Raw genomic sequence first — 21,215 nt, forward strand, 5'->3', positions numbered from 1 at the left:
CGACAGAAGATCAGCTGCCAAGCTCGGCTTCGATCAGCTTCTTGAAATCCGCGTAGGATTGATTGTCGACCTTCTTGCCGTTCACAATGAAGGACGGGGTCGACTGAATGCCGTCTCGTTCAGCGTTTTCCTGATACCAAGCAGCAAGCGTACGCGCTTTGGTGCCATCTTGCAGGCACGCCTCAAGCTGGTCGCCGTCGATCCCGGCCAAACGACCGATCTTGCGCAGTTCATCAACGATCTCAGCCGGACCACCCGCGCGTGTCCATTCGGATTGTTTTTCATAGATCACGTCGGTGATGCCAAAGAACTTTTCTGGTCCTGCGCACCGGGCAACCATTGAGGCCCACAAACCGTAACGGTCAAAATACACCTCACGATAGGTGAACTTGACCTTACCGGTATCGATGAAGTCTTTCTTGAGCTGCTTATACGCGCCCTGATGAAAACTCGCGCAATGCGGGCAGGTGTAAGAGGCATATTCGATGATCTCGACCGGAGCGTCCTCAGCCCCCTGCACCATTTCGATGATGGTCGAGGTGTCGATGTCCGCCTCCTGCGCCTCGGCAGTGCTCACCAGCAGGTTGGACGAATTGGAGTTTGACAGCGACAGCCAATAGCCGCCAGCGGCGACGGCGACGGCCGCACAGATTACGGTTGCAATACGGCTCATTCTCAGCCCTTTCTCAGCGTTTCTGTTTGGATAAAACGTTGCACGCAAGACGTTCAAGGGCCGCGCGCAAATCTTCATCATTCACGTCGCGTGACACTTTGTCTGCTTCGGCGGCAACGTCAGGTGCAATCTGGGGTTTTGCCTGCTTCGGCTTGTGGTCGAAACTGGCTTGCCCCTCGGCAAATCCGGTCGGGGCGGTCTGGGTGATGCGGATGCGGCTGATGGCATTGTATCCGTAAACCGCATTGACCTTACCGCGCAGTTGTTCCTTCTGCATTTCCAGCATCGGTGCCTGCGGGCCGGTGGTCAGCACGGTCAGGGTCGCACCAAAGCCGCCCTTTCCATAACCCACATTGACCGGGCGCGCGATGGCAGCGGTGTCCTGTCCTACAATCTCGGCCCAATGGGTCAACAACCGCGACACGGCAAAGCCCCGGCTTTCACCGGCGCGCCGGATCTGATCGTTCAGCAAGGACGCGGTGCGTTTGAACCCGCGGGTCGAGGAACGTCTGCGTTGCATCTGGTCTCCCACTCCTACACCGCTATTGTAATGGGCAGACATTCGGGTGCCAGCGAAACCCGACAAGGAGATGAATAAAACTTGCGTGATTCCCCTGAATTCACCGTCAGTACCGCGCTTTTGGAATGGTACGACCGCCACGCGCGCGACATGCCATGGCGCGTTGGCCCCAAAGATCGGGCTGATGGTGTGCGCCCCGACCCCTATCGGGTCTGGCTGTCCGAAGTGATGTTGCAGCAAACCACCGTGGCGGCCGTGCGCGATTACTTCCTGAGATTCACCACCCGCTGGCCAACAGTTCAGGCGCTGGCCGCTGCGCCGGATGAACAGGTGATGGGGGAATGGGCTGGGCTTGGATATTATGCCCGTGCCCGTAACCTGCTGAAATGCGCTCGTGTTGTTGCGCAAGACCATGATGGCCAGTTTCCGGACACCTATGAGGCGCTGCTGAAGCTTCCCGGCATTGGCCCATATACCGCCGCAGCGATCTCGGCCATTGCGTTTGATCAGCCCGAAACGGTTCTGGATGGCAACGTCGAGCGGGTCATGGCCCGTTTTTTTGACATTCACGATCCTTTGCCCGGATCCAAACCTTTGTTGAAAGAAAGGGCCGAGGCCCTGACGCCGTCCACCCGACCCGGGGATTATGCTCAGGCTGTTATGGATTTGGGGGCCACGATCTGCACGCCGAAATCTCCGGCCTGCGGCATATGTCCGTTGCGTGACCCCTGTCAGGCCCGCATCGCAGGAACCCAGGCCGACCTTCCCCGAAAAACGCCGAAAAGGCCCAAACCCACCCGTTATGGCCACGTCTATATTGCGCGTAAGGCAGACGGGGCCATGGTTTTGGAGCGTCGGCCGGATAAGGGCCTTCTGGGCGGAATGCTGGGCTGGCCCGGATCAGAGTGGAACGATGCCCCAATCGAATGCGCCCCGTTCCCGGCAGAGTGGACGCTTCTGCCTGCAGAAGTGCGCCATACATTTACGCATTTCCATTTGGTCTTAAGGGTTTGGGCCGCCGATATCGATGATCACAACGTTCCCGAGCACCTGACAGTACTGAACAAGCACAGTTTCAAACCGAGCGACCTTCCGACGGTGATGCGCAAAGCCTACGATCTGTGGAGAGAGCGTTAAGACCGCTGTGCAATCCGCCGGGCCGCAGTTAGGCTAGGCCCATAACGTCGGAGCAGAAAAAATGATCGCAACAGGCACATTGTCCCGCTGGCAGTCCGCATCCCCTTTCTGGGTTTCTCTGCTATTGATCCCGCTAATCTGGTTCACCGCAATTGCCGGAGGCTGGTGGGTCCTGTTGATCCCTCTTTCAACGTGGTGGGCGTTTGCGGTTCTGGACCGGATCACCGGCCTGAACGAGCAGAATGCAGATCCGGAGACATCTGATGATGTGTTGCACTGGTACATCCTGCTGACCAAGCTCTGGGTGCCGCTTCAATTCCTGACGCTGTTTGGTTTGATCTGGTATGCAACCCACACCAACCACCTGTCGACGCCCGCGAAAATCGGTCTGTTTTTCGGCATGGGCGTCCTGTCCGGTACAATCGGGATCAACTACAGCCACGAGCTTATGCACCAGAAAAGTCGGGGCGAACGATGGCTGGGTGACATCCTTTTGGCCATGGTACTGTATTCGCATTTCCGGTCCGAACATCTGCTGGTCCATCACCGTTATGTGGGCACCCCACGCGATCCGGTGACAGCCCGGTACAACGAAGGGTTCCACCGCTTTTATCCCCGCGTTCTGTGGCAATGCCTTGCCTCAGCCTTCAACGCCGAACGCGACAAGCTGGCCCGCAAAGACCTGCCATGGACGGATCGCTCCAACCCGTTTTGGCGATACTGGGCCCTGCAAGGCGCAATGCTAATACTGGCAGCGCTGATCGGAGGGTGGGCTGGCTTGGCCCTGTTTCTGCTGCAAGCCGGTGTCGCGATCTGGCAGCTCGAGCTGGTCAACTACGTCGAACACTATGGCCTGACTCGGAAATATCTGGGCGGCGGTCGGTACGAACATGTCTTGCCGCGTCATTCCTGGAATGCGGCGCATAAGGCGTCAAACTGGTTGCTGATCAATCTGCAGCGCCATTCCGACCATCACTACAAACCCAACCGTCGGTTTCCGCTTTTGCAACATCACACCCCTGATGCAGCCCCACAATTGCCGTACGGTTATCCGGTGATGACCGTTGCGGCGATGATCCCTCCGCTTTGGCGGCGGGTGATGAACCCGCGTGTTCGGGAATGGCGACGTCACTATTACCCCGAGATCACCGACTGGCACCCCTACAATAAGGCTTTGAATCCGACGCCCAAAGCGTGACCGCAGCGCGCGTTTGCGCGCTGCCAGGCCCAACTGTCAGCACGGCATCTTCGATGCTGTTCTGATGGGCGGGAGAGTTTCAGTTATTCATCACCCAAATATTCATCGGCGTCTCTACCCCGCGGACAGATTGATCGCGATGTGCAATGAAACCTTCCATCGCATCAGACGCTGAGGCGTTTTCTGCCACAACGCGTTCGCGCACAGCGTCACTGACAACGATACGCGCCTGAAAATCCCGCGTCAGCGCTTCCAATTTCGCGGCCACATTAACCGCATCACCGATCACAGCAAATTCCAGCCGATTGGCACCAATATCCCCTAAAACGACCGAGCCATAATGCACCCCGATCCCTACTTGGATTTCAGGTTCTCCGGCACGCCGACGATCCAGATTCCACCGGTCGATCACCTTCACCATCGCGCGCGCGCATCCCAGCGCGTTGCTTGCATCCAAGGGCGTTGGCACCGGCGTCCCAAAGGTCGCCATCAGACCATCCCCCAGATATTTGTCCAGCGTTCCATGGTGTCGGAACACTTCGGTCTCCATACGGGCATGGAAGCCCCGCAGAACCTCAATCACTTCATACGGATCACGCCCGGCGGCGTATTTGGTGAAGCCCACGATGTCGATGAACAGGACCGCAACGTCCTCTTTACGAACCTGTTTCAGCGGTTCGTCATTCTGGCTGAGCTCATCCACCACGTTGGGTGAGAAATATCGCGACAGGTTGGCTCGTTCCCGTTCCAAACCGGCGTTGCTCATCAGCAGCTGGTTCAGTCGCCGCATCGAGATACCCAATGTCACTGCAACCATGACAAAAACGATGACCTGCTGGATACGCTGAGGGACCATAAAGCTGTTGGGGTCCAACAGCTCGGCAACATCCGGATAGCCCTGCAATGCCTCTGCAACCTTTTCACTGATCCCCGGAATGGGTGTCGCCACCCACCAGGCAATGATCCAACCCGCCGTCCACATCATCGCGGTCCAGGAACCGATGGCAATCACCGTGCGCCAGGAATAGGCCAGAGTCCCAGCAGCAAGAATGATGAAGAAGTACTGGAAGTTGTCGAACCGGTATTGCATCGCCAGTGGCCGGACATCATCGCTGAACGGGTTGGGAACGACCATTCCAAGCGTCATGATCAGCAAATCGACAAATATCAAAAAGAGTTCAGCCCGCGATTGCCCCACCCGACCTGCGCGGCGGATCAGCCACCCGTTGGCGCAGATCAGAAGCAGGATGAAGTGATACCAAAGCACTTCCCACTGCGGGTTCAGGAAAATCAGAAGAACCCCGGTCAGCGCCATTGCCACCCAACGGGCGCGTACAGCCAGTTCCAATCCTTCGCGCTTGTGCCGTTCTAACGCAGCCTCGGTGTATTTGTTGTCCAAATCATATGTATCAGGCTGCGTGAAAAACAGGCTGCGGCGGGGCTGCGCGGTCGTCTCGGTCATGGCCGTGGTCTTTCTTGCAGTGTCAGGGTCATCGTTATGCAACCACTGTTGATACCAAAACAAAAGACCCCGCCGTAGGATCGGCGGGGCAAGGCTTAGTGCCTTGTGTCAGGCCACAGGCACCGGCGGTGTTCTTGAAATCAGTTCATCTCGGCCCGGATCTGCTGACGCAGAACATCGATCGGAACCGTTTTTCCGTCACGTTTGAAACACCAGTATGTCCAGCCGTTGCAGGATGGGGCGTTTTCCAGATGCGCGCCAACCTGATGGATCGAGCCTTTGACGTTTTGACCGACCAGCGTGCCATCGGCGCGCACTTTGGCCTTGTGGCGCTGGTTCATGGAATACAGCTCTTCGCCCGGGCGCAGCATCCCACGTTCGACCAGCTGGCCGAAGGGTACGCGCGGCTCGGCACGTTTGCTGGCACTGACTTCCAGCGCTTCACGGTCGAACTTGCGCACCTTGGCGATGCGTTTTTCGGCGACCTTGCGATAGCTTTCCTCGCGTTCGATTCCGATGAATTCGCGACCCAGCATTTTGGCGACAGCACCGGTTGTACCTGTGCCAAAGAACGGATCCAAAATCACATCGCCCGGATTGGTTGAACCGATCAGAACACGGTGCAGCAGCGACTCCGGCTTTTGCGTTGGGTGCGCCTTGTCGCCGTTTTCGTCCTTCAGACGCTCATGCCCGGTGCAGATCGGCAGCACCCAGTCGCTGCGCATTTGGACGCCTTCGTTCAGCGCTTTCAAAGCTTCGTAGTTGAACGTGTATTTCGCACCTTCGCGCTTGCTGGCCCAGATCATCGTCTCATGTGCGTTGGTAAAGCGTTTACCCCGGAAATTCGGCATCGGGTTCGACTTGCGCCATACAACGTCGTTCAGAATCCAGTACCCTGCGTCCTGCAAGGCCGAGCCCACGCGGAAGATGTTATGATAGGAGCCAATAACCCAGATCGCACCATTGGGCTTTAGAAGACGATGGGCCGCCTTCAGCCATTCGCGGGTGAACTGGTCATAGGCCCCAAAGCTGGAAAACTGATCCCAGTGATCATCAACCGCATCCACCTGAGAGTTATCCGGGCGGTGCAACTGGCCTTTCAACTGCAGATTATAGGGCGGATCCGCAAAAATCAGATCAACCGACGCCTCGGGCAGACTGTTCATCACATCGATGCAGTCCCCGGATAGAATCGTGTTTAAAGGGAGCGCTTTTGCGCCCTTTTTGGTGGTCGTTGTCATATCACTGCCTCAAGTATCCACGGCGCTTTTGCGCTCATTTGGTTGAGACAAGGATGAGTCAAAGACGATTCGCCGTCAATTTCTTTTTTGAATCAGCAGGTTACAATTTACTCTTGATACAAGATATTGTGCACCGGTTTGAACGAACGTCTATGGTGTGGGGTCACGCCAAGATTTTGCAGCGCTTCTCTGTGTTGTTTTGACGGATAACCGGCGTTGGTTTCCCATCCATAACCCGGATGCTGTTGCGCCAAATCCACCATCACCTGATCTCGCCAGTTTTTCGCAAGGATCGAAGCAGCCGCAATCGACACCGAACGGGCATCGCCCTTCACAACAGCCTGCGACGGGATCTTCATTCCTCGCGGAATCATATTGCCGTCGATCAGCAGAAAATCGGGGGCCGGTATCAATGCCTCAACCGCGCGCAGCATCGCCAGATGCGAGGCCCGCAGGATGTTGATCTCGTCAATCTCACCCACCGTGGCCTCAGCCACAGCAAATTCGGCGGCGGCGCGAATCTCTACGTCCAGCGCAGCCCGACGTTTTGCAGTCAGTTTCTTGGAGTCATTCAACCCCTCAGGAATATCCTTTGGGTTCAGAATCACGGCAGCGGCGACAACCGGCCCGGCCAACGGGCCACGCCCGACCTCATCCACACCGGCGATACGGATGTGGCCCCACTCCAGCAGAGCCTGCTCAAGTTCGAAATCTGGCTGTGTCATGCCACCGGAAAACCGCGTTTCACGCAGCACCGCAAGCAAAAAAGAGAGGGCAGCCCACACTGCCCTCTCTGACGCGGCACTTCTTTGGCACCGCTCCTGCTCAACCGATGTTACTGGTAAACGACGCGGTATCCTTTCTGGCGCAGGCACGCGGGTTCGTACGCCCGTTTGACCTTTTTGCCATTCCAGAAACCAACCTTGCACTCTTGTGGCAGGCTATTGGCATGCTTGTAGTGTTTGTCGAGGCATTTGGGACCAAGCAACAAATGGTCCCGTGAATAACCGTCATATGTACGCAGACAGCGCTGGGGCAGATCGTACCGCGCAACGCGCGGCGGCAATGGGCGCACCGGCTGCGGCGCATATGGCGTTTGAGTGTAGGTTTGATTGCGTGCTGCCCGACCCTTTTGCTTTTCTTTGTTATAGTAGTGAACTCCGGCCCCGATGATCGCGATGGCCGCCAGACCACCCAAAATGTCTTTTGCGTCCGCCGCCCGCGCCTGAGAGGCCGAGACGCCGGTAATGGCAACGGCGGTCGCAATGATCAAAGCGATGAATTTCTTATGCATGAGGCGTGTCCTTCTGATTGTTCAAGCGACCGTGTGACAGACCGCGTCCTGATTGCCCTGACACTGCGGGCAGCCGGTCCTGCCAAGCAATAACGGCCAGCTGTTATCGGATATCAGATCCCGCAAACCCCTTGGGTTATTGAATATCGCGATAACTCATGCGCAGGATGCGGCCTATGAAACAGATCCTCTCTTCTCTGAGCATTGTGGCCCTGATATCGCTTGGCTCTGCTGCGTCTGCGGCGGATTGCTATGCGGATTACAAGGCGAAAAAGGACAACCCGCTGCGTTTGCATTACGGGGTTATTCAAATCTCGAACTGCGATAAGGGTCAGGCCCAAGCAGAAATCGCCCAGCGCCTGAGCGCGTCGGGCTGGACGCTGCTTGAGGTGCAATCCGTTTTTGGACCCGAAGGGCTGGATCAGAGGAAGGGCAATGCCGGACAATTCTATCTCCGTTTCTGATGCGCGCCGGTCGGGCGTCCGGCTGGTTGTACTGGGCATCGCTGCTATCGTTCTTATTCTGATCACGGCCGCCATTTTCCTGTTCTGGACGCTGCCAGATGCCAATGCGTTCAACGCGCGGGTCGAGCGTTTGTTTGTCGAGGCTGATCTGACCTCGCAAACAGAAATCCGGTTGCTTGAGATCTTGGCCCAATCGGGCACAGCCTTTGCCGACACCTTGTCCAGTTACCGGATGGTCATCTACGTACTGCTGGTTTTCGCCAGCGCGATGATGATCTCGGCGCTGGTCTTTCTGGTGATGCTGGTTCTGATGAATCGACGCATGGCACAGATCGAACGCACAGGTATTCAGGTGACATCCCTGTTGATCAGTCGCGAGGAAAACACTGTTTACCTCAACAACATGGATTTCAAACTGACACCCGCTGCCATGGAAACCCTTTCCGTTCTGGCAGAATCCCGGTTGGATGACGAGGTTCTGTCCGGCGCCCAGATCGAAGCCATGATTTCCGGTCGCGATGCTGCCGATTGCGACGAAGCCGCAGGCGCAACACGGATCAAACGGCTGCGCGATGCGCTTGGAAATCAGATGGTCAGCGAACTTCTGGTCAAGAATATCGCCAAGAAAGGCTATATGCTGTCCATAGAAAAAGACGTCATTCAGATGGTCTGATCACTTGGAAGCCAACGCTTGCATCCAGTAAAATCCCGTTTCAGCCTCTTGGAAAGTGCGATGGGAACGCCCATTCTGAAATATACCAAAGGCAAGGGAGGTCGCATATGAACGTCCACGCCGCACCAAAGTTGAATGGATATGGAATCTCTGTCGAGCCCCTAAGCGGCAGGATTGCGATTTACCGCGATGATGTCCTTTTGGCTGAAAGCTCAAATGCCAAGGTTATGTATGAAACACGCCTACCGCCCACGGTTTACGTGCCGCGTGCGGACGTATGTGTAGATTTGAGCGAAGAAACCGAACTGCAGACCTTCTGCCCGTTCAAGGGTACCGCCACCTATCACGACGTCACCCTACCAGGTGAAACACTGGCCAATTCCGTCTGGGCCTACGAAGACGCTTTGCCGGAAAGCAAAGCAATACAAGGCTGCATCGGATTTTTACCCGGCGCCTATACACGCATAGATTTGGGCGACAACCGCCTGCGCGAAGTCGATGATGGCAACATCAGCGGGCCTCTGATTGATTGGCTGATGCGCGGTGCGTCAACAGCGACGACACCAGAGAGCTTTACCGAAGCTTTGGCTGAAAAAATGCTGGAGCACGGTATCGCGATCCAGCGCCTGAGTATCTTGGCCTGGTCCCTACACCCCTTGATCGTGGGCAAGCATTATATCTGGGAAAAAGGCGAAGCAGAGATTCTGACCCGAGCCCCCACCTACGAAATCTATGATCATCCGGCCTTTATCAACAGCCCACTGCGCCATGTTTCGAACGGTCTTGGTGGCGTGCGGCAACGGCTGAACGATGACAACCCGCATAACAGCTTCCCGATCATGGAGGATTTACGGGCCAAAGGCGCGACCGATTACGTAGCCATGCCGCTGCCATTTTCCGATGGACGGACAAATGTTCTGACGCTGACCTGTGATCATCCGGATGGGTTTACCACGGAAAACCTGGGCCTGGTGTTCGAGTGTTCTGCGGTGATCGCTCGGTTCTACGAAGTTTTCATGCAGCGTGAAAATGCCCAGGTTTTGCTTGAAACCTATGTCGGCAAACGCACAGGCGCCCGCGTTTTGGGCGGAGAGATCCGGCGCGGGGATGGGGATGAGATCGACGCAGCAATCATGTTCTGCGATCTCCGCAACTCGACAAGCCTCGAAGAGAAACTGGGCCGAGCCGCTTACATCAATGTGTTGAATGCGTTCTTTGAAACGGTTTCGGGCATCGTTCACGACAACGGAGGAGAAGTTCTGAAGTTCATCGGCGACGCTGTTTTGGCCGTTTTTCCCGTTTCGGAAAAGGACGCCACGACCGCTCGGGTGAATGCACAACGTTCGGCAATCCAAATCGTGGAAAAGTTGGGAGAACTGCGAAAAGACGGCTCTGATGCGCATTGCGATTGTTCAATCGGCGTGGCTTACGGGCGCGTGACCTATGGCAACGTAGGGTCGCGCGAGCGCCTTGATTTCACGGTTATTGGCCAAGCCGCGAATATAGCCGCGCGTTTGGGGGAATTTGGCAAAACACAAGGGCATCGGATTGTTGTGTCAGAAGACATTGAACCTGCATGCTCTAACGCTTTGCCTCTGGGCGCGGTAGAGTTACACAACGTGTCTCAACCAGTCGTGTCTTACGCCTTGCGCACTGCAGCGGATGCTATACTGGACGGCTAAGGCTGGGGCTGTTGCCAAAAAAACATCTGGCGTCCAGTGATCCAGCCAGACAATAGGCGCAATCCGACCTCAGACGGCTGTTCAGTTCACACAGCCCCAAGCAGGATCAATGCTGTCTGTGCCGGTGAAATGGTATTCTGTATCTGTGCAATCTGGCTGCGGGCCAGATAGGTGTCGGTTAGTTCCGCAATGGCGTTCTGATCGGAGAACTGCGCCAGATCTTCCGATCCGGTCAGTTGGAACAATCTTTTTTTGAATTCGACCAATTGCGCATCGATATCCAGCTGAGCGAAGGACGGAGGCAAGCCAAGCGCCGTCTCCATCATGCTACGCAAGGGCGGCAACCCCATTAGATCAAACCATTTTGTATCGGCGCTTGATGTGCTACTTGCCAGGTCTGCAAGTTCCCTCTGTGCATAAAGCGCGATACGCATCGTTTCATCCGAAGCGCCGACGGCGATTTCGAACCGAGCGGACAAATTGGCCTGCGCAATCTCTTCCATATTTGTTCTAAGCGCCGTTTTCCTGACAGCCCCTGGGCCGAACCCGAAGGCGTCGGAAAACTCGCGATACCGCTTGTCTGCAAGGCGATTTGACAAAGCGTCGTCAGCCTGCGTACCATCTTCAAGGATCTTTTGAACAAAAAACCTGTTATCCAAATCGCCTTCCAGTCCGAACGCACCCAAAGCGACCTGCAACAGTCTGCGATCCGATACAAGGTCTTCTGCAGATTGAACTTTGCCAATGTTTTCCATGAAATATTTCGTCTCTCGATCATTCGCCGCTGACGAGGAAAAGCTTTGAAACTGGCCTTCGTAAGTGCGTTGAAGAAATCGCCAGCCAACGATTCCTCCGGAAGGGACAACAGGCTGAAAGGTCATTGCTGATACGCCATCAGGCGCTCTTCCCTCGGCAGAAGCGAACGGAGGGACTTGAGGCATTTGTAATAGTGCTCGGCCACCAGCGCATCGGTCGCCTCAGACAGAACGCGGCGGCTGTCTGCATCCGTGAAAACCTGACTCAACTCCTCTACGCGGCGCAGCAGTTGCTGCCGGGCGTGTTCCGGTTCCATGTCACCAGACAAGACCAATTGTGCTGCATAACAAACGCGACGCACCGGCGTGTTGGCTTCGTCCGGATGGATCGCATCCTTTAAACGCAGGACATTGGCCTGCGGCGTCATGATTGAAAACCTGCTGCGGCGATCCCCGTTTTCGATAACCACGCCGTTGATCAGCACTCTTTCTTTCGGGGCAAGTTTCAGGACCAGTCCACTCATTAAGTTGCCCTCATCTGACGCAGGCCGCGCAAGACAGCCGTGTTGATTTCCAACAATGGCTCAACCGCTGCCCCATCTCCCAAAACACGACTGCTGTGTTGTTCGGTAAACTCGGCAAGGTAGAATATCCGCGCCCGTAGATCGTTCGGTAACGCGTTTGCGGAATCCGCGACGCCTGTTGCCAGCACCCCCCAAAGCCGCCGATTCTCGTGAACGGCCTGTACAAACGCCGAGAAATCTATCGCTTTGCGAGCGGTCGCCGCCTTGAGACGCCGCGTGATTCTGGAGATTGCTTCGTATTCGGTATCTCGGGGCGTCCGTGTTGGCGTAGCGGCTTGCGCATAGGTTTGTAGAGCGAGCGTTTGCGGTGTCACTTGAAATCCTTCCAAAAGGTTGCCGTCAGGCGATCAGGGCCGGGACACAATAATCATGCCCCGGCCTGCTTTTTTGATTAGCCGAACAGCGACAGGATCGACTGCGGTGCCTGGTTGGCGATCGACAGCGACTGAGTTGCTAGCTGTTGCTGTACCTGAAGCGCCTGCAGACGTGCCGAGGTCTCTTCCATATCCGCATCGACAAGCGAGCCGATACCGGACTTGAACGAGTCAGACAGGTCCGAGATGAACTCTTTCTGGGTCTCAATTCGGCCTTGTGCCGAACCAAACGCAGCCGATGCGTCGATCGACGTGTCGATCAGCGACTCAACAGCAGCCAACGCAGCAGTTGCGCCTGCACCTGTCGACACATCAATACCGGCCAGAGCGCCAAGACCACCAGCACCCGCATTCACGAACTGAGCAGAGAACGAGAGGTCAGAACCAGTGCCGTTGGTCACCGACAGGGTTCCGGCCGTACCAGAATCATAGTCGACCGTCAGGCCGGTTATTCCAAGCTCTTCAATCTTTGACTTCAGACCCACTGCGACAAGGTCACCCGTGGTTGTAGCCGCAGCATCCTCTGCAGACACAGTGTACGAGACAACCTGATCATTAATGGCGACGACAACCTTGTCCCCGGCGGCGAAGGCACCGCTGGATTCATCGGTCACCAGCGCGGTCGCAGCGGTCGCACCATTGTCAATGGTTGCGCCTACGCGATCATTGCCGGTCGACGCGCCGGTCGATCCATCGAAAACCTGTTTTGTGACGTACCCGCCGGTAGACAGGTTCTGCCCGGATACCGAGATGGAAGATGCCGTAACTGCACCGGTATTGTCGCGATCCAAAGACGCCAGAATCGAGGCTGAGCCTGCTGATCCATCGACCAGGTTCAGGCCGTTGAATTGGGCGGCGCTGACAACCGATGCGATCTGGTCTTTCAACGCTGTGACGTCATCGTTGATTTTACCCCGGTCAACATTGTCCTCCTGCGCGGCGACAATCTTGCTTTTCATCTGCGTCAACAGATCCGTGACGGTTTCGGACGCGTTCCGTGCAACGGCAACCGTCGATTCCCCCAGCGCCAGGCTGTCTTTGATGGCGTTGAAGCCTTTGACATCCGATTCCATCACTTTCGAAATTGCCCAAACCGCCGAGTTGTCCTTGGCCGTCGCGACGTCTTTGCCGGTCGAAATCGCGTTCTGGGTCATCGCCAGGTTCTTGTTCACAGACTTCAGCGTTTGCAGCGCAACCATCGCGCCATTGTTTGTCAGAATGCTGGACATAGCGTTCATCCTTTTCCGTTTGGGCCATTTTGCCCATGTTCACCCCACAAAACCTGCGGGCTTTGGTGTCTTTCTGACCTGTGCGACGCGCCACTTGGCCGTTCGCGCCACCTGCCGTTTCCAGGTGCAGCACCACTTTTGAACCAGACCCCCTAACGGAATGCTAAAACCTCAGTACCCATAATTTCGGATTTGAATCAAACTTCTGCCTATGCCCTCTTTTCCAACTTTACAGTGCTGCGAACTGCAAACTGACTGCGTTGACCGTCGGCGCCATAGGTGCTGAATTCCTGTCGAACACGCCGCAGTTCGGCCATGCGGCTGGCAACTGCCCGAATGCCGTCGGCTGCACTGTTCAACAAAGCCTGATTCCGCTCGACCTTGCGCTGGACGCGAATCAACGCGTCACTGTCCTGCACTTGAAGATCGTTGATTGCACCGATCAGTTTCTCTTTTTCCGGCACCATATGGGCCAGGCGATCAAGATCCCCTTGCACAAGGGCTGCGCGCTCAAGATCCAGAACTTCTTCCAGTGATTTGATCAGCGTCATGTCGGCTTCAAATGTCATCGGCTTGCTCCATCAGTGACTTGAGCAGGATTTCAGACAATCCCACGCCCCCGGATCGGGCCAGTTGTTGTGCCTGATGCTGAACCAAAAGCGATCCAAACTGGTCTTCGCCAGCCCCGCCGCCGAAACTCTGTCGTGTCTTTCCCAGCCCTGCGGATTTGAGCATTTCACTTAAAAAAGCCGCCTCCAACTCAATGGCTGCGTTTTTGAGGCGCGTTTGGGTCAAGGGTGTTGGGCCCCCTGAGAAGCTGTTGGAAATCTGCATTGTTTTCTCCGAAATTTGCTTCGAACTTTCTTGATCAAAGGCGAAAGCGGTTAAAATAAACGTAACTTCCAGCGGGCAAAGTGCGGAGCAATCACACGGAGCCGGAGCAAAATGCCCAACCCAGTTATGCTGCCCACGACGACGTCGACTGCCGTTGCCAAACCTACCTCAACGCGCAATGAGGCTGGGCAGAACGGTGAAGTAACAAGCTTTGAAGACATTCTTGGGCAAGAGCCGGGCAGCGATGAGCCGCCTGAACCCGAGCTGCTGGTTGCTTCTCATGAAATACAAGACTCGGGAACTGAAACAGAGACAGTAGATCAAACAGAGCCCCAAGCTGCCCCGTTTGCGGAACCGCAACTTGTTGCGACTTTGGCGGGCAACTCAACAAAACGTGCCGACAGGATGTTCATTCCTGAGGACGATCAGACTCCAAGCACTCACCTTCAGGCAGGCGTTCCGCGTATTTTTGACAGTGAGCTGCCTGAGCAACCGCAAACTTCTACGTCCTCGGGCCAGCGTAACTTCACCGATCCTATTTTACCCACAGCGGCGCGATCTGATGCAGGATTGGTTCACACTGCTGTGGCCCAACAGCCGATACCCATGAAAAGAGCCGAGAATGGCCGACCTATCGAGCAAATGATCAACGCAAACGGCAAATTCAGCGTGCCGGACATCGGTCCAAACCTTCAAAACACTGACCCTGTACAACCGCCCGAAGTCACACCTTCAACGGCCAAACCAGCAATACCAGATCGCGCGCCACCCGTTGCACAGCTTCAGCTGATGGCAACTCTTGCTGAGAAAGAACAGAACGCCCTTGTAAAGGAAGCTGAGCCAGCAGTTTTCGCCAAGGACGAACCGCTCCAACTTGCTCCACGAGAAACAACACCGCAGCTTTCTGCGCCGTTGGCATCAGCTCGCGCCGAACTTGCACGTGCAATCGCCGGGCAGTTGGCGGCGTCCATTCAGACGCGCCCGGGGACCGGGATAACTGAAATTGCATTGAACCCCGAAGAACTAGGGCGTGTTTCCATTGTTCTGAACGGGCGCGATGACGGGCTGCACATGACAATTGCCTTGGAACGCCCAGAAACCCTGGAGCTGATGCGACGTCACATTTCCGTACTTACGGAAGAGTTTCAGAAACTGGGATACGGTGAGTTGAGCCTTGATCTGGGCACAGCCTCCGACGCGGACACGGGCAGGGCTAACCCCAACGAGACCGAGTCGGGATCCATCTTTGAAACGATAAAAGGCGATTCGGATGTTCAAACCGACTCACTTCCACAAATTTTAGTCCCAAGCCGGGGCATCGATATGAGGTTTTGACACATGATCACCCCAGTCACCACGACGCAGTCAGCAAGCTCTCAGCCGCCTGCAAACAACGCACAGACTTCGGCGATTACATCGGATTTCGAAACCTTTTTGCTGATGCTCACAGCGCAAGCCCAGAATCAGGATCCGCTAGAGCCGATGGACTCGACCCAATACGCATCACAACTGGCTCAGTTCTCGATGGTCGAGCAACAAGTTCAAACCAATGATCATCTGTCATCGTTGGCAAGCACGCTGGGCAGTGTAAACCTCAATGAACTTGCAAGCTGGGTCGGTATGGATGTCCGATCAACTTCCGCCTTTCACTTTGACGGGCAACCCAAGACCCTGTTTGCCCAGGCTGATCCGCAAGCCGACACAGCCAAGCTGGTGATACGTGACGAAAATGGGACCGTGCTCGACAAAGTAACCGTACCCCCTGCTCAATCCGAATTCGTGTGGGCCGGCGTTACCTCGTCGGGCGATCCAATGAGCACCGGCAACTACACAGCGGCGCTGGAAAGCTACATGAATGGAGAGCTGCTGACCCAAACACCCGTCGCCGCCTACAACCGCGTTATTGAGGCTCAGGTTGGTGGTGATACAGTGCTTTTAACCCTCAGCGGTGGGCAAGTGATTTCAGCAAGCGACGTAAACGCCGTCCGAACTGGCGCTTGATCTGAGGCGCGGGAGCGTCCAAAGCTTGGCAAATCGACTCGCCAAAAGAAGTGACAAGACCCCTGCCTGAAACGCCTGCCCCTCCTCGCGATCTGGTTGACCACCTCTGCGCTCAGGGGTTGGTCAGCGCGCGCGCGCGATTTGAAACACTCTATGGCGGTCGCACCAATCGGGTATGGAAGGTTTTGGAAGACAGCGGCGACAAGGTATTGAAGCTGTACAACACGGCCCTTCGCAACCCCTTGTTTCGCAATGACCCAGAACTAGAGGCGCAATGCCTCAAGATTCTCGGGCCGGAAGGGTTCGTACCAAGGTTGCGCGACTCGGGACGTTACAAAGATGCGCATTGGGTCTTCTATGACCATGCCCCTGGAACACCCTGGCAGGAAGGAGCCGACAAGGTTGGTGTGTTGCTGCGCAGGTTACACGACCTCACGCTTTCTTTTTCAGCCCCAGCCGGATGCAACGGCAGTGAGGACCTCAGGGCGCATGGGGTTCGTATTCTGCAGGGCTGCTCATCTGAGGCGCGGCACAAATTGTTGGGACAGCAACCCATGCAAACGGTGGCGCCTGCGAAAAAGACGTGCCTGATTCATGGCGACCCGGTAGCTGGGAACATCCTGGTTGCAGGAACAAACCTGACACTGATCGACTGGCAATGCCCTGCCCTTGGTGATCCTACCGAGGATTTGGCACTGTTTCTTTCTCCGGCCATGCAACGCCTGTACCGAGGGGCCGCTTTGGCAAAGTTCGAAGAAGAGCAGTTTCTGAACGCCTACGGCGATCCGGAAATTGCGGACCGTTACCGGCGCTTAAAACCTTGGTATGCGTGGCGCATGGCCACCTATTGCCTGTGGCGCGCAGAAAACGGCGCGCCGGATTATGCTGAAGGACTGAAGCTGGAAGCAGCAGCCCTGTGACTTTCGCCTTTATCTAAGATCCGCAAGGCCCATCAGGGCATAGGCCGGCGGCATGAGCATGCGACGCCAGCGCCCCAGTGGAAATTTTTCAGGCGTTTGGCACATAGCTGCAGGCAAACCGGCACTCTGCCCCAGAGCCAACCTAGCCAGAGCCCGTCCGCTGTAGGTTCCCATGGCAACGCCATTTCCGTGATAAGCAAAGCCGGCAAACATACCCGGTTGCCCCTGTACAGGTCCAACATAGGGAGTCAACGCACGCGACATACACACCAACCCGGACCAAATATGCGTGCCCTCGACCTGCGCCCAGGCGGGAAACATCTTTTTGAAATCCTGCTGAACCTTTGCCCGGATTGATGCCTCTGAACGGTCAGAAGAGCGCAACCCACCTCTCATACCAAACAGAAATCGCCCGTCCGGCATCAAGCGGAAATAATGCAGAAGATTACGCGTGTCATAGCACATCTGGGCCGAGGTCCAGCCCTGTTCCAATTGCTCGGTCTGGCTGAGCGGTCGCGTGACCATAACGGTCGATTGTGCTGGCAGGTAACGCCCTGACATCCAATCCGGGATATCTTCGCTGGAATACCCGTTGGTACAAACCAAAACAACTTGCGCATTGACCTGCCCTCCTGGGGTTCGCAATGCAAACCCCGAAGCGGTTTTATCGACACCCAAAACCGGGCTGTTCTGAAACAGATGTGCACCTTTGGTCTTGGCGGCGCGTGCGATCCCGAAAAGGTACTTCCGTGGGTTCAACCCAAATCCGACGGGCATCGTGTACCCCCCGTAAAATGCCCCCTCCATTCCCAACGCGGGCAAGTCTTTGGCTTCGTGCACTATTCCGGTCTTGTCTGACTTTTGGCGCAACACATCCATCGCGTGTTTTGAATGCGCAAGTTGGGTTTCACCGTTCGAATGCGTGTCAGCATCGATTTGATACCGCGCCAGAAGATCGGCGACCAACTGCACGGCATCTGCTTCGGCAGTTTCATAGGCCAGCGCCTCGGCGCGACCATGCCGGCGTTCCATCGCGGCATCGTTCAGTTTCGAGCCACCCAAGCAGCAAAAACCGCCATTGCGTCCGGACGCACCCCATCCCGGAGTGCCAGCTTCGAATACCGCAACCGAAGTGGCTTCAGCCAAATGCAAGGCAGCAGAAATCCCCGTAAAACCACCGCCGATCACGGCGGCATCTACTTGCAGATCTTCCTGAACCTCTGGCCAATCGGGGCTGGAAATCGTTTCATCCCACCAACACCCGTCGCGTGGTTGGTTGCTGTACGCGTAGTTCGGAAAAATCCGCTTCATTCGGTGCGCGCAGCGGCCAATTCGTCCTGCCGCTGACGAACCATTGCCCGTTTGGTTACAAGCGAGGCCGTGATGACCCCAACCGTCACCACAGCAATCATGATCGTGGACAGCGCGTTGATTTCCGGGCTTACACCAAGACGTACGGCCGAGAAAATCTTGATCGGCAAGGTCGTCGCAGACGGCCCTGATGTGAAAGACGCAATCACCAGATCATCCAGCGACAAGGTGAAGGCAAGCAACCAGCCCGAAATCACCGCCGGTGCGATGATCGGCAGGGTGACAAGGCGGAAAGCTTGCGCGGGTGAGCATCCGAGATCAAGCGCTGCTTCTTCCAGTGATCGGTCAAATGTGATGAGACGCGAGGATACAACCACCGACACGAAACACATTGAGAAGGTGGTGTGCGCCAGAACGATGGTCAGAATCCCTCGATCCAGACCGATGCCGATAAACAGCAACAACAACGAAAGGCCGGTGATCACTTCGGGCATCACCAGCGGCGCGTAGATCATGCCAGAAAACAGCGTCCGACCAAAAAACCGCCCGCTGCGGACCAGCACATATGCAGCAGCCGTTCCCAAAATGGTTGCGAGTGTAGACGAGAAAACCGCCACCCGGACTGTGACCCAGGCGGCATCCAAAAACGCCTCGTTCTGAAGAAGCTCTCCGTACCACTTGGTTGAAAACCCTGCCCAGACCGTAACCAGTTTGCTTTCGTTGAAGCTGAAAACGATCAGGATGATCATCGGGATGTAAAGGAACGCAAATCCCAGCGTCAGCGAAACAGTATTGAACCAGCTTAACCTGTTCATCCGTCACTCTCCGCCTGTTTCTGCTGGTTGCGCTGGAACAGCACGATGGGAACCACCAAGATCAGTAGCAAGATAATCGCCACTGCACTGGCCACTGGCCAGTCTCGGTTCGAGAAGAACTCTTCCCACAGAACCTTGCCGATCATCAGTGTGCCCGAACCGCCCAGAAGCGAGGGAATCACGAACTCACCGATCACCGGGATCATCACAAGGAAGCAACCTGCAATGATGCCGGGTTTGGACAGTGGAATAGTCACCAGCCAGAAGGCCTGCAACCGCGAACAACCCAGATCTTCGGCCGCCTCAATCAGCGATCCATCCAAGCGTTCCAACGCCGAATAGATCGGCAGGATCATGAAGGGCAGATAGGTGTAAACGATGCCAATATAGACGGCGGTCGAGGTATTCAGGATCGTCAGCGGCGTCGAAATTAGACCCGTCCAAAGCAAGATTTGATTCAGATACCCTTCGTTCGAAAGGATACCCATCCACGCGTAAACCCGGATCAGGAATGAGGTCCAGAAGGGCAGGATCACCAGCATCATCAGCGTTGGCCGCCATTCCTGAGGCGCGCGGGCCATGCCATAGGCGATGGGGTATCCGAACAGCAATGTAAAGAAGGTCGAGATCAAAGCGATCTTGACGCTGGACAGGTAGGCTTTCCAATACAGATCATCTTCAGTCAGCCAGACATAGTTCTCAAAATCCAGTTGGCTGAAGAACTCTTTGAGCCCCGCCCAACCGGCGGACAGATCTAACGTCGGAGTATAAGGTGGGATGGCAAGTGCGGTGTCTGACAGCGATATCTTCAGAACGATGAAGAATGGCACCAGAAACAGTGCCAGCAACCAGACATAAGGGATGGCGATCAGAACGGCGCGGCGCATCAGTTCGCCAGCAAAACCGCAGCCGTCGCTGTCCACGACAGCCAGACCGGGTCTTCCCAAGTGAACGAACGGCGCGAGATACGGCGGGTGTTCGCCGTCTGTGCCTTGATGATTGTGCCGTTTGCCAATTCTACATGATAGGTGGACAGATTGCCCAGATAGGCAATGTCATGAACCTTGCCCTGAACAGCGTTTACCGCATCGACTGGCCGCTCGGCTGAGATGGTCACCTTCTCGGGGCGGATCGCCAGATGGCAGGACTGACCGTTTGAGAAGCCCGTTGATGATGACGCCGTTAAAGGAGCCTGACCTTCGGCCCAATCAATCTGATAAGTATCCTCACCCGAAGGGGCTGCGCGGCCTTCGATAATGTTCACATCCCCAATGAAATCAGCGACATAAACCGAGGCCGGGTTCTCGTAGATCCGGTCGGGCGTGGCAACCTGCATCAATTGTCCCTGATCCATCACCGCCACTCGACTGGCGACTGTCATAGCCTCTTCCTGATCGTGGGTGACGATTACAAATGTGGTGCCAGTTTTCTCTTGAATGTCCATCAATTCGAACTGCGTATCTTGGCGCAATTTCTTGTCGAGCGCGCCCAGCGGTTCGTCCAACAGCAAAAGCTTTGGGGCCTTCGCAAGTGAACGCGCCAAAGCCACGCGCTGTCGTTGCCCACCTGAAATCTGATGCGGCTTACGGCGGGCAAACTGCTCCAACCGGGTCAGGCGCAGCATTTCTTCAACCCGCTCTTCAAGGTCGTGTTTCGGCATATTGTCCCGACGCAGACCAAACGCGATGTTTTCCCAGACGCTGAGATGCGGGAAAAGAGCATATGACTGGAACATCATGTTCACAGCGCGCTTGTTGGGTGGAATAGGGTCGATATCCTCACCGCCCAGCAGGATATGACCTTCGGTCGGGGTCTCGAACCCGGCAAGCATCCGCATCATCGTTGTCTTGCCGCATCCCGACGGACCAAGCAGGGCAAAGAACTCACGCTCGAATATATCCAGAGACAGATTGTCGATCGCCGTGAACTCGCCGAAGCGCTTGGTCACATTCTGAAACTGGATCAAGGGTTTCGCCTGTGGGTCATCCCACGGCGCAAAGACGTCAGAATTCAAGGCAGCCCCCGCTTGTACTTAAGGACAGGAAAGC

General features: G+C 55.8%; 24 protein-coding genes. 8 read left to right on the top strand and 16 right to left on the bottom strand.

The genetic code is table 11. The features are described 5' to 3' along the window. Nucleotides 1-10 precede the first annotated feature (10 nt). Entirely contained in the window at nt 11-673 is a 663-nt protein-coding gene (locus ACR0EV_RS18945) for a DsbA family protein (protein ID WP_480801531.1), read from the bottom strand. A gap of 13 nt (nt 674-686) precedes the next feature. Next, nucleotides 687-1,193, bottom strand: a complete 507-nt coding sequence (locus ACR0EV_RS18950; protein WP_171188610.1) for a DUF721 domain-containing protein — start codon at nt 1,191-1,193, stop codon at nt 687-689. Nucleotides 1,194-1,274: 81 nt separating this feature from the next. Between ACR0EV_RS18950 and mutY the strand changes: the two genes are divergently transcribed. Then, nucleotides 1,275-2,330, top strand: a complete 1,056-nt coding sequence (gene mutY / locus ACR0EV_RS18955) for an A/G-specific adenine glycosylase (RefSeq protein ID WP_480801532.1) — start codon at nt 1,275-1,277, stop codon at nt 2,328-2,330. A 61-nt stretch (nt 2,331-2,391) separates the two neighbouring features. Then, nucleotides 2,392-3,528, top strand: coding sequence for an alkane 1-monooxygenase (locus ACR0EV_RS18960; protein WP_480801533.1), 1,137 nt, complete (start codon nt 2,392-2,394; stop codon nt 3,526-3,528). 79 nt (nt 3,529-3,607) lie between these two features. Here the strand turns inward: ACR0EV_RS18960 and ACR0EV_RS18965 are convergent, their stop codons facing one another. The 4 genes from ACR0EV_RS18965 to ACR0EV_RS18980 form a co-directional block, all read right to left on the bottom strand. Then, nucleotides 3,608-4,990 (bottom strand): adenylate/guanylate cyclase domain-containing protein, encoded by a 1,383-nt coding sequence (locus ACR0EV_RS18965; RefSeq protein WP_480801534.1) that lies wholly within the window; start codon nt 4,988-4,990, stop codon nt 3,608-3,610. Between the two features lie 140 nt (nt 4,991-5,130). Next, nucleotides 5,131-6,231 (bottom strand): site-specific DNA-methyltransferase, encoded by a 1,101-nt coding sequence (locus ACR0EV_RS18970; RefSeq protein ID WP_171095800.1) that lies wholly within the window; start codon nt 6,229-6,231, stop codon nt 5,131-5,133. A gap of 107 nt (nt 6,232-6,338) precedes the next feature. Continuing rightward, nucleotides 6,339-6,956 carry a ribonuclease HII gene (locus ACR0EV_RS18975; RefSeq protein WP_480801535.1) on the bottom strand — a complete coding sequence of 206 codons (618 nt, stop codon included), beginning with the start codon at nt 6,954-6,956 and terminating at the stop codon, nt 6,339-6,341. Nucleotides 6,957-7,066: 110 nt separating this feature from the next. Further along, nucleotides 7,067-7,525 carry a hypothetical protein gene (locus ACR0EV_RS18980; protein WP_480801536.1) on the bottom strand — a complete coding sequence of 153 codons (459 nt, stop codon included), beginning with the start codon at nt 7,523-7,525 and terminating at the stop codon, nt 7,067-7,069. A 176-nt stretch (nt 7,526-7,701) separates the two neighbouring features. Here ACR0EV_RS18980 and ACR0EV_RS18985 point away from each other — a divergent pair, with 176 nt between their 5' ends. The 3 genes from ACR0EV_RS18985 (at nt 7,702) to ACR0EV_RS18995 (ending at nt 10,344) form a co-directional block, all read left to right on the top strand. Continuing rightward, the gene (locus ACR0EV_RS18985) at nt 7,702-7,989 is read left to right on the top strand and encodes a hypothetical protein (RefSeq protein ID WP_480801537.1); all 288 of its coding nucleotides are present in this window, start codon (nt 7,702-7,704) and stop codon (nt 7,987-7,989) included. Next, nucleotides 7,961-8,662 carry a winged helix-turn-helix domain-containing protein gene (locus ACR0EV_RS18990; RefSeq protein WP_480801538.1) on the top strand — a complete coding sequence of 234 codons (702 nt, stop codon included), beginning with the start codon at nt 7,961-7,963 and terminating at the stop codon, nt 8,660-8,662. The genes ACR0EV_RS18985 and ACR0EV_RS18990 overlap by 29 nt, the downstream gene beginning before the upstream one ends. 107 nt (nt 8,663-8,769) lie before the next feature. Further along, the gene (locus tag ACR0EV_RS18995) at nt 8,770-10,344 is read left to right on the top strand and encodes a DUF427 domain-containing protein (protein ID WP_480801539.1); all 1,575 of its coding nucleotides are present in this window, start codon (nt 8,770-8,772) and stop codon (nt 10,342-10,344) included. An 86-nt stretch (nt 10,345-10,430) separates the two neighbouring features. On the opposite strand, the gene ACR0EV_RS19000 is transcribed toward ACR0EV_RS18995, so the two are convergent. The 6 genes from ACR0EV_RS19000 to ACR0EV_RS19025 form a co-directional block, all read right to left on the bottom strand. Further along, entirely contained in the window at nt 10,431-11,225 is a 795-nt protein-coding gene (locus ACR0EV_RS19000) for a DUF1217 domain-containing protein (protein WP_480801540.1), read from the bottom strand. After that, the gene (flbT, locus tag ACR0EV_RS19005) at nt 11,222-11,623 is read right to left on the bottom strand and encodes a flagellar biosynthesis repressor FlbT (RefSeq protein ID WP_171095786.1); all 402 of its coding nucleotides are present in this window, start codon (nt 11,621-11,623) and stop codon (nt 11,222-11,224) included. The genes ACR0EV_RS19000 and flbT overlap by 4 nt, the downstream gene beginning before the upstream one ends. Next, nucleotides 11,623-11,997, bottom strand: a complete 375-nt coding sequence (flaF, locus tag ACR0EV_RS19010; RefSeq protein WP_480801541.1) for a flagellar biosynthesis regulator FlaF — start codon at nt 11,995-11,997, stop codon at nt 11,623-11,625. Before flaF ends, flbT begins: the two co-directional genes overlap by 1 nt. A gap of 77 nt (nt 11,998-12,074) precedes the next feature. Beyond that, nucleotides 12,075-13,286, bottom strand: coding sequence for a flagellin N-terminal helical domain-containing protein (locus ACR0EV_RS19015; protein ID WP_480801542.1), 1,212 nt, complete (start codon nt 13,284-13,286; stop codon nt 12,075-12,077). Nucleotides 13,287-13,495: 209 nt separating this feature from the next. Next, nucleotides 13,496-13,855, bottom strand: a complete 360-nt coding sequence (locus ACR0EV_RS19020; RefSeq protein WP_480801543.1) for a flagellar biosynthesis protein FlgN — start codon at nt 13,853-13,855, stop codon at nt 13,496-13,498. Then, nucleotides 13,845-14,120 (bottom strand): rod-binding protein, encoded by a 276-nt coding sequence (locus ACR0EV_RS19025; RefSeq protein WP_480801544.1) that lies wholly within the window; start codon nt 14,118-14,120, stop codon nt 13,845-13,847. The genes ACR0EV_RS19020 and ACR0EV_RS19025 overlap by 11 nt, the downstream gene beginning before the upstream one ends. 111 nt (nt 14,121-14,231) lie before the next feature. Here ACR0EV_RS19025 and ACR0EV_RS19030 point away from each other — a divergent pair, with 111 nt between their 5' ends. Genes ACR0EV_RS19030 through ACR0EV_RS19040 form a run of 3 tightly spaced genes read left to right on the top strand, consistent with a single transcriptional unit; the run spans nt 14,232 to nt 17,041 of the window. Further along, nucleotides 14,232-15,455, top strand: coding sequence for a flagellar hook-length control protein FliK (locus ACR0EV_RS19030; protein WP_480801545.1), 1,224 nt, complete (start codon nt 14,232-14,234; stop codon nt 15,453-15,455). Nucleotides 15,456-15,458: 3 nt separating this feature from the next. Continuing rightward, nucleotides 15,459-16,121 carry a flagellar hook capping FlgD N-terminal domain-containing protein gene (locus tag ACR0EV_RS19035; RefSeq protein WP_480801546.1) on the top strand — a complete coding sequence of 221 codons (663 nt, stop codon included), beginning with the start codon at nt 15,459-15,461 and terminating at the stop codon, nt 16,119-16,121. 50 nt (nt 16,122-16,171) lie between these two features. Continuing rightward, nucleotides 16,172-17,041: a phosphotransferase gene (locus ACR0EV_RS19040; protein WP_480801547.1), complete on the top strand. Its 870-nt coding sequence runs from the start codon at nt 16,172-16,174 to the stop codon at nt 17,039-17,041. 9 nt (nt 17,042-17,050) lie between these two features. Here ACR0EV_RS19040 and ACR0EV_RS19045 read toward each other — a convergent pair whose 3' ends face one another. Genes ACR0EV_RS19045 through ACR0EV_RS19060 form a run of 4 tightly spaced genes read right to left on the bottom strand, consistent with a single transcriptional unit; the run spans nt 17,051 to nt 21,181 of the window. Beyond that, nucleotides 17,051-18,352: an NAD(P)/FAD-dependent oxidoreductase gene (locus ACR0EV_RS19045; RefSeq protein ID WP_480801548.1), complete on the bottom strand. Its 1,302-nt coding sequence runs from the start codon at nt 18,350-18,352 to the stop codon at nt 17,051-17,053. Next, entirely contained in the window at nt 18,349-19,167 is an 819-nt protein-coding gene (locus tag ACR0EV_RS19050; protein ID WP_171095769.1) for an ABC transporter permease, read from the bottom strand. The genes ACR0EV_RS19045 and ACR0EV_RS19050 overlap by 4 nt, the downstream gene beginning before the upstream one ends. Then, nucleotides 19,164-20,054, bottom strand: a complete 891-nt coding sequence (locus tag ACR0EV_RS19055; RefSeq protein ID WP_480801549.1) for an ABC transporter permease subunit — start codon at nt 20,052-20,054, stop codon at nt 19,164-19,166. Before ACR0EV_RS19055 ends, ACR0EV_RS19050 begins: the two co-directional genes overlap by 4 nt. Continuing rightward, complete coding sequence (locus tag ACR0EV_RS19060; RefSeq protein ID WP_480801550.1) at nt 20,054-21,181, bottom strand: ABC transporter ATP-binding protein; 1,128 nt, start codon at nt 21,179-21,181, stop codon at nt 20,054-20,056. The genes ACR0EV_RS19055 and ACR0EV_RS19060 overlap by 1 nt, the downstream gene beginning before the upstream one ends. Nucleotides 21,182-21,215: the final 34 nt, after the last annotated feature.

It is taken from the genome of Ruegeria sp. CF8 (genome assembly GCF_056537285.1).

Excerpts from the sequence above, each read along its gene's own strand:
- ACR0EV_RS18950 (WP_171188610.1), bottom strand. The coding sequence starts at position 1,193 with ATGCAACGCAGACGTTCCTCGACCCGCGGGTTCAAACGCACCGCGTCC.
- ACR0EV_RS19030 (WP_480801545.1), top strand. The coding sequence starts at position 14,232 with ATGCCCAACCCAGTTATGCTGCCCACGACGACGTCGACTGCCGTTGCC.
- ACR0EV_RS19020 (WP_480801543.1), bottom strand. The coding sequence starts at position 13,855 with ATGACATTTGAAGCCGACATGACGCTGATCAAATCACTGGAAGAAGTT.
- ACR0EV_RS18985 (WP_480801537.1), top strand. The coding sequence starts at position 7,702 with ATGAAACAGATCCTCTCTTCTCTGAGCATTGTGGCCCTGATATCGCTT.
- ACR0EV_RS19035 (WP_480801546.1), top strand. The coding sequence starts at position 15,459 with ATGATCACCCCAGTCACCACGACGCAGTCAGCAAGCTCTCAGCCGCCT.
- ACR0EV_RS18965 (WP_480801534.1), bottom strand. The coding sequence starts at position 4,990 with ATGACCGAGACGACCGCGCAGCCCCGCCGCAGCCTGTTTTTCACGCAG.
- ACR0EV_RS19025 (WP_480801544.1), bottom strand. The coding sequence starts at position 14,120 with ATGCAGATTTCCAACAGCTTCTCAGGGGGCCCAACACCCTTGACCCAA.
- ACR0EV_RS18995 (WP_480801539.1), top strand. The coding sequence starts at position 8,770 with ATGAACGTCCACGCCGCACCAAAGTTGAATGGATATGGAATCTCTGTC.
- ACR0EV_RS18990 (WP_480801538.1), top strand. The coding sequence starts at position 7,961 with ATGCCGGACAATTCTATCTCCGTTTCTGATGCGCGCCGGTCGGGCGTC.
- flbT (WP_171095786.1), bottom strand. The coding sequence starts at position 11,623 with ATGAGTGGACTGGTCCTGAAACTTGCCCCGAAAGAAAGAGTGCTGATC.
- ACR0EV_RS18945 (WP_480801531.1), bottom strand. The coding sequence starts at position 673 with ATGAGCCGTATTGCAACCGTAATCTGTGCGGCCGTCGCCGTCGCCGCT.
- ACR0EV_RS18960 (WP_480801533.1), top strand. The coding sequence starts at position 2,392 with ATGATCGCAACAGGCACATTGTCCCGCTGGCAGTCCGCATCCCCTTTC.
- ACR0EV_RS19050 (WP_171095769.1), bottom strand. The coding sequence starts at position 19,167 with ATGAACAGGTTAAGCTGGTTCAATACTGTTTCGCTGACGCTGGGATTT.
- ACR0EV_RS19000 (WP_480801540.1), bottom strand. The coding sequence starts at position 11,225 with ATGACCTTTCAGCCTGTTGTCCCTTCCGGAGGAATCGTTGGCTGGCGA.
- ACR0EV_RS19045 (WP_480801548.1), bottom strand. The coding sequence starts at position 18,352 with ATGAAGCGGATTTTTCCGAACTACGCGTACAGCAACCAACCACGCGAC.
- ACR0EV_RS18970 (WP_171095800.1), bottom strand. The coding sequence starts at position 6,231 with ATGACAACGACCACCAAAAAGGGCGCAAAAGCGCTCCCTTTAAACACG.
- ACR0EV_RS19015 (WP_480801542.1), bottom strand. The coding sequence starts at position 13,286 with ATGTCCAGCATTCTGACAAACAATGGCGCGATGGTTGCGCTGCAAACG.
- ACR0EV_RS18980 (WP_480801536.1), bottom strand. The coding sequence starts at position 7,525 with ATGCATAAGAAATTCATCGCTTTGATCATTGCGACCGCCGTTGCCATT.
- ACR0EV_RS18975 (WP_480801535.1), bottom strand. The coding sequence starts at position 6,956 with ATGACACAGCCAGATTTCGAACTTGAGCAGGCTCTGCTGGAGTGGGGC.
- ACR0EV_RS19055 (WP_480801549.1), bottom strand. The coding sequence starts at position 20,054 with ATGCGCCGCGCCGTTCTGATCGCCATCCCTTATGTCTGGTTGCTGGCA.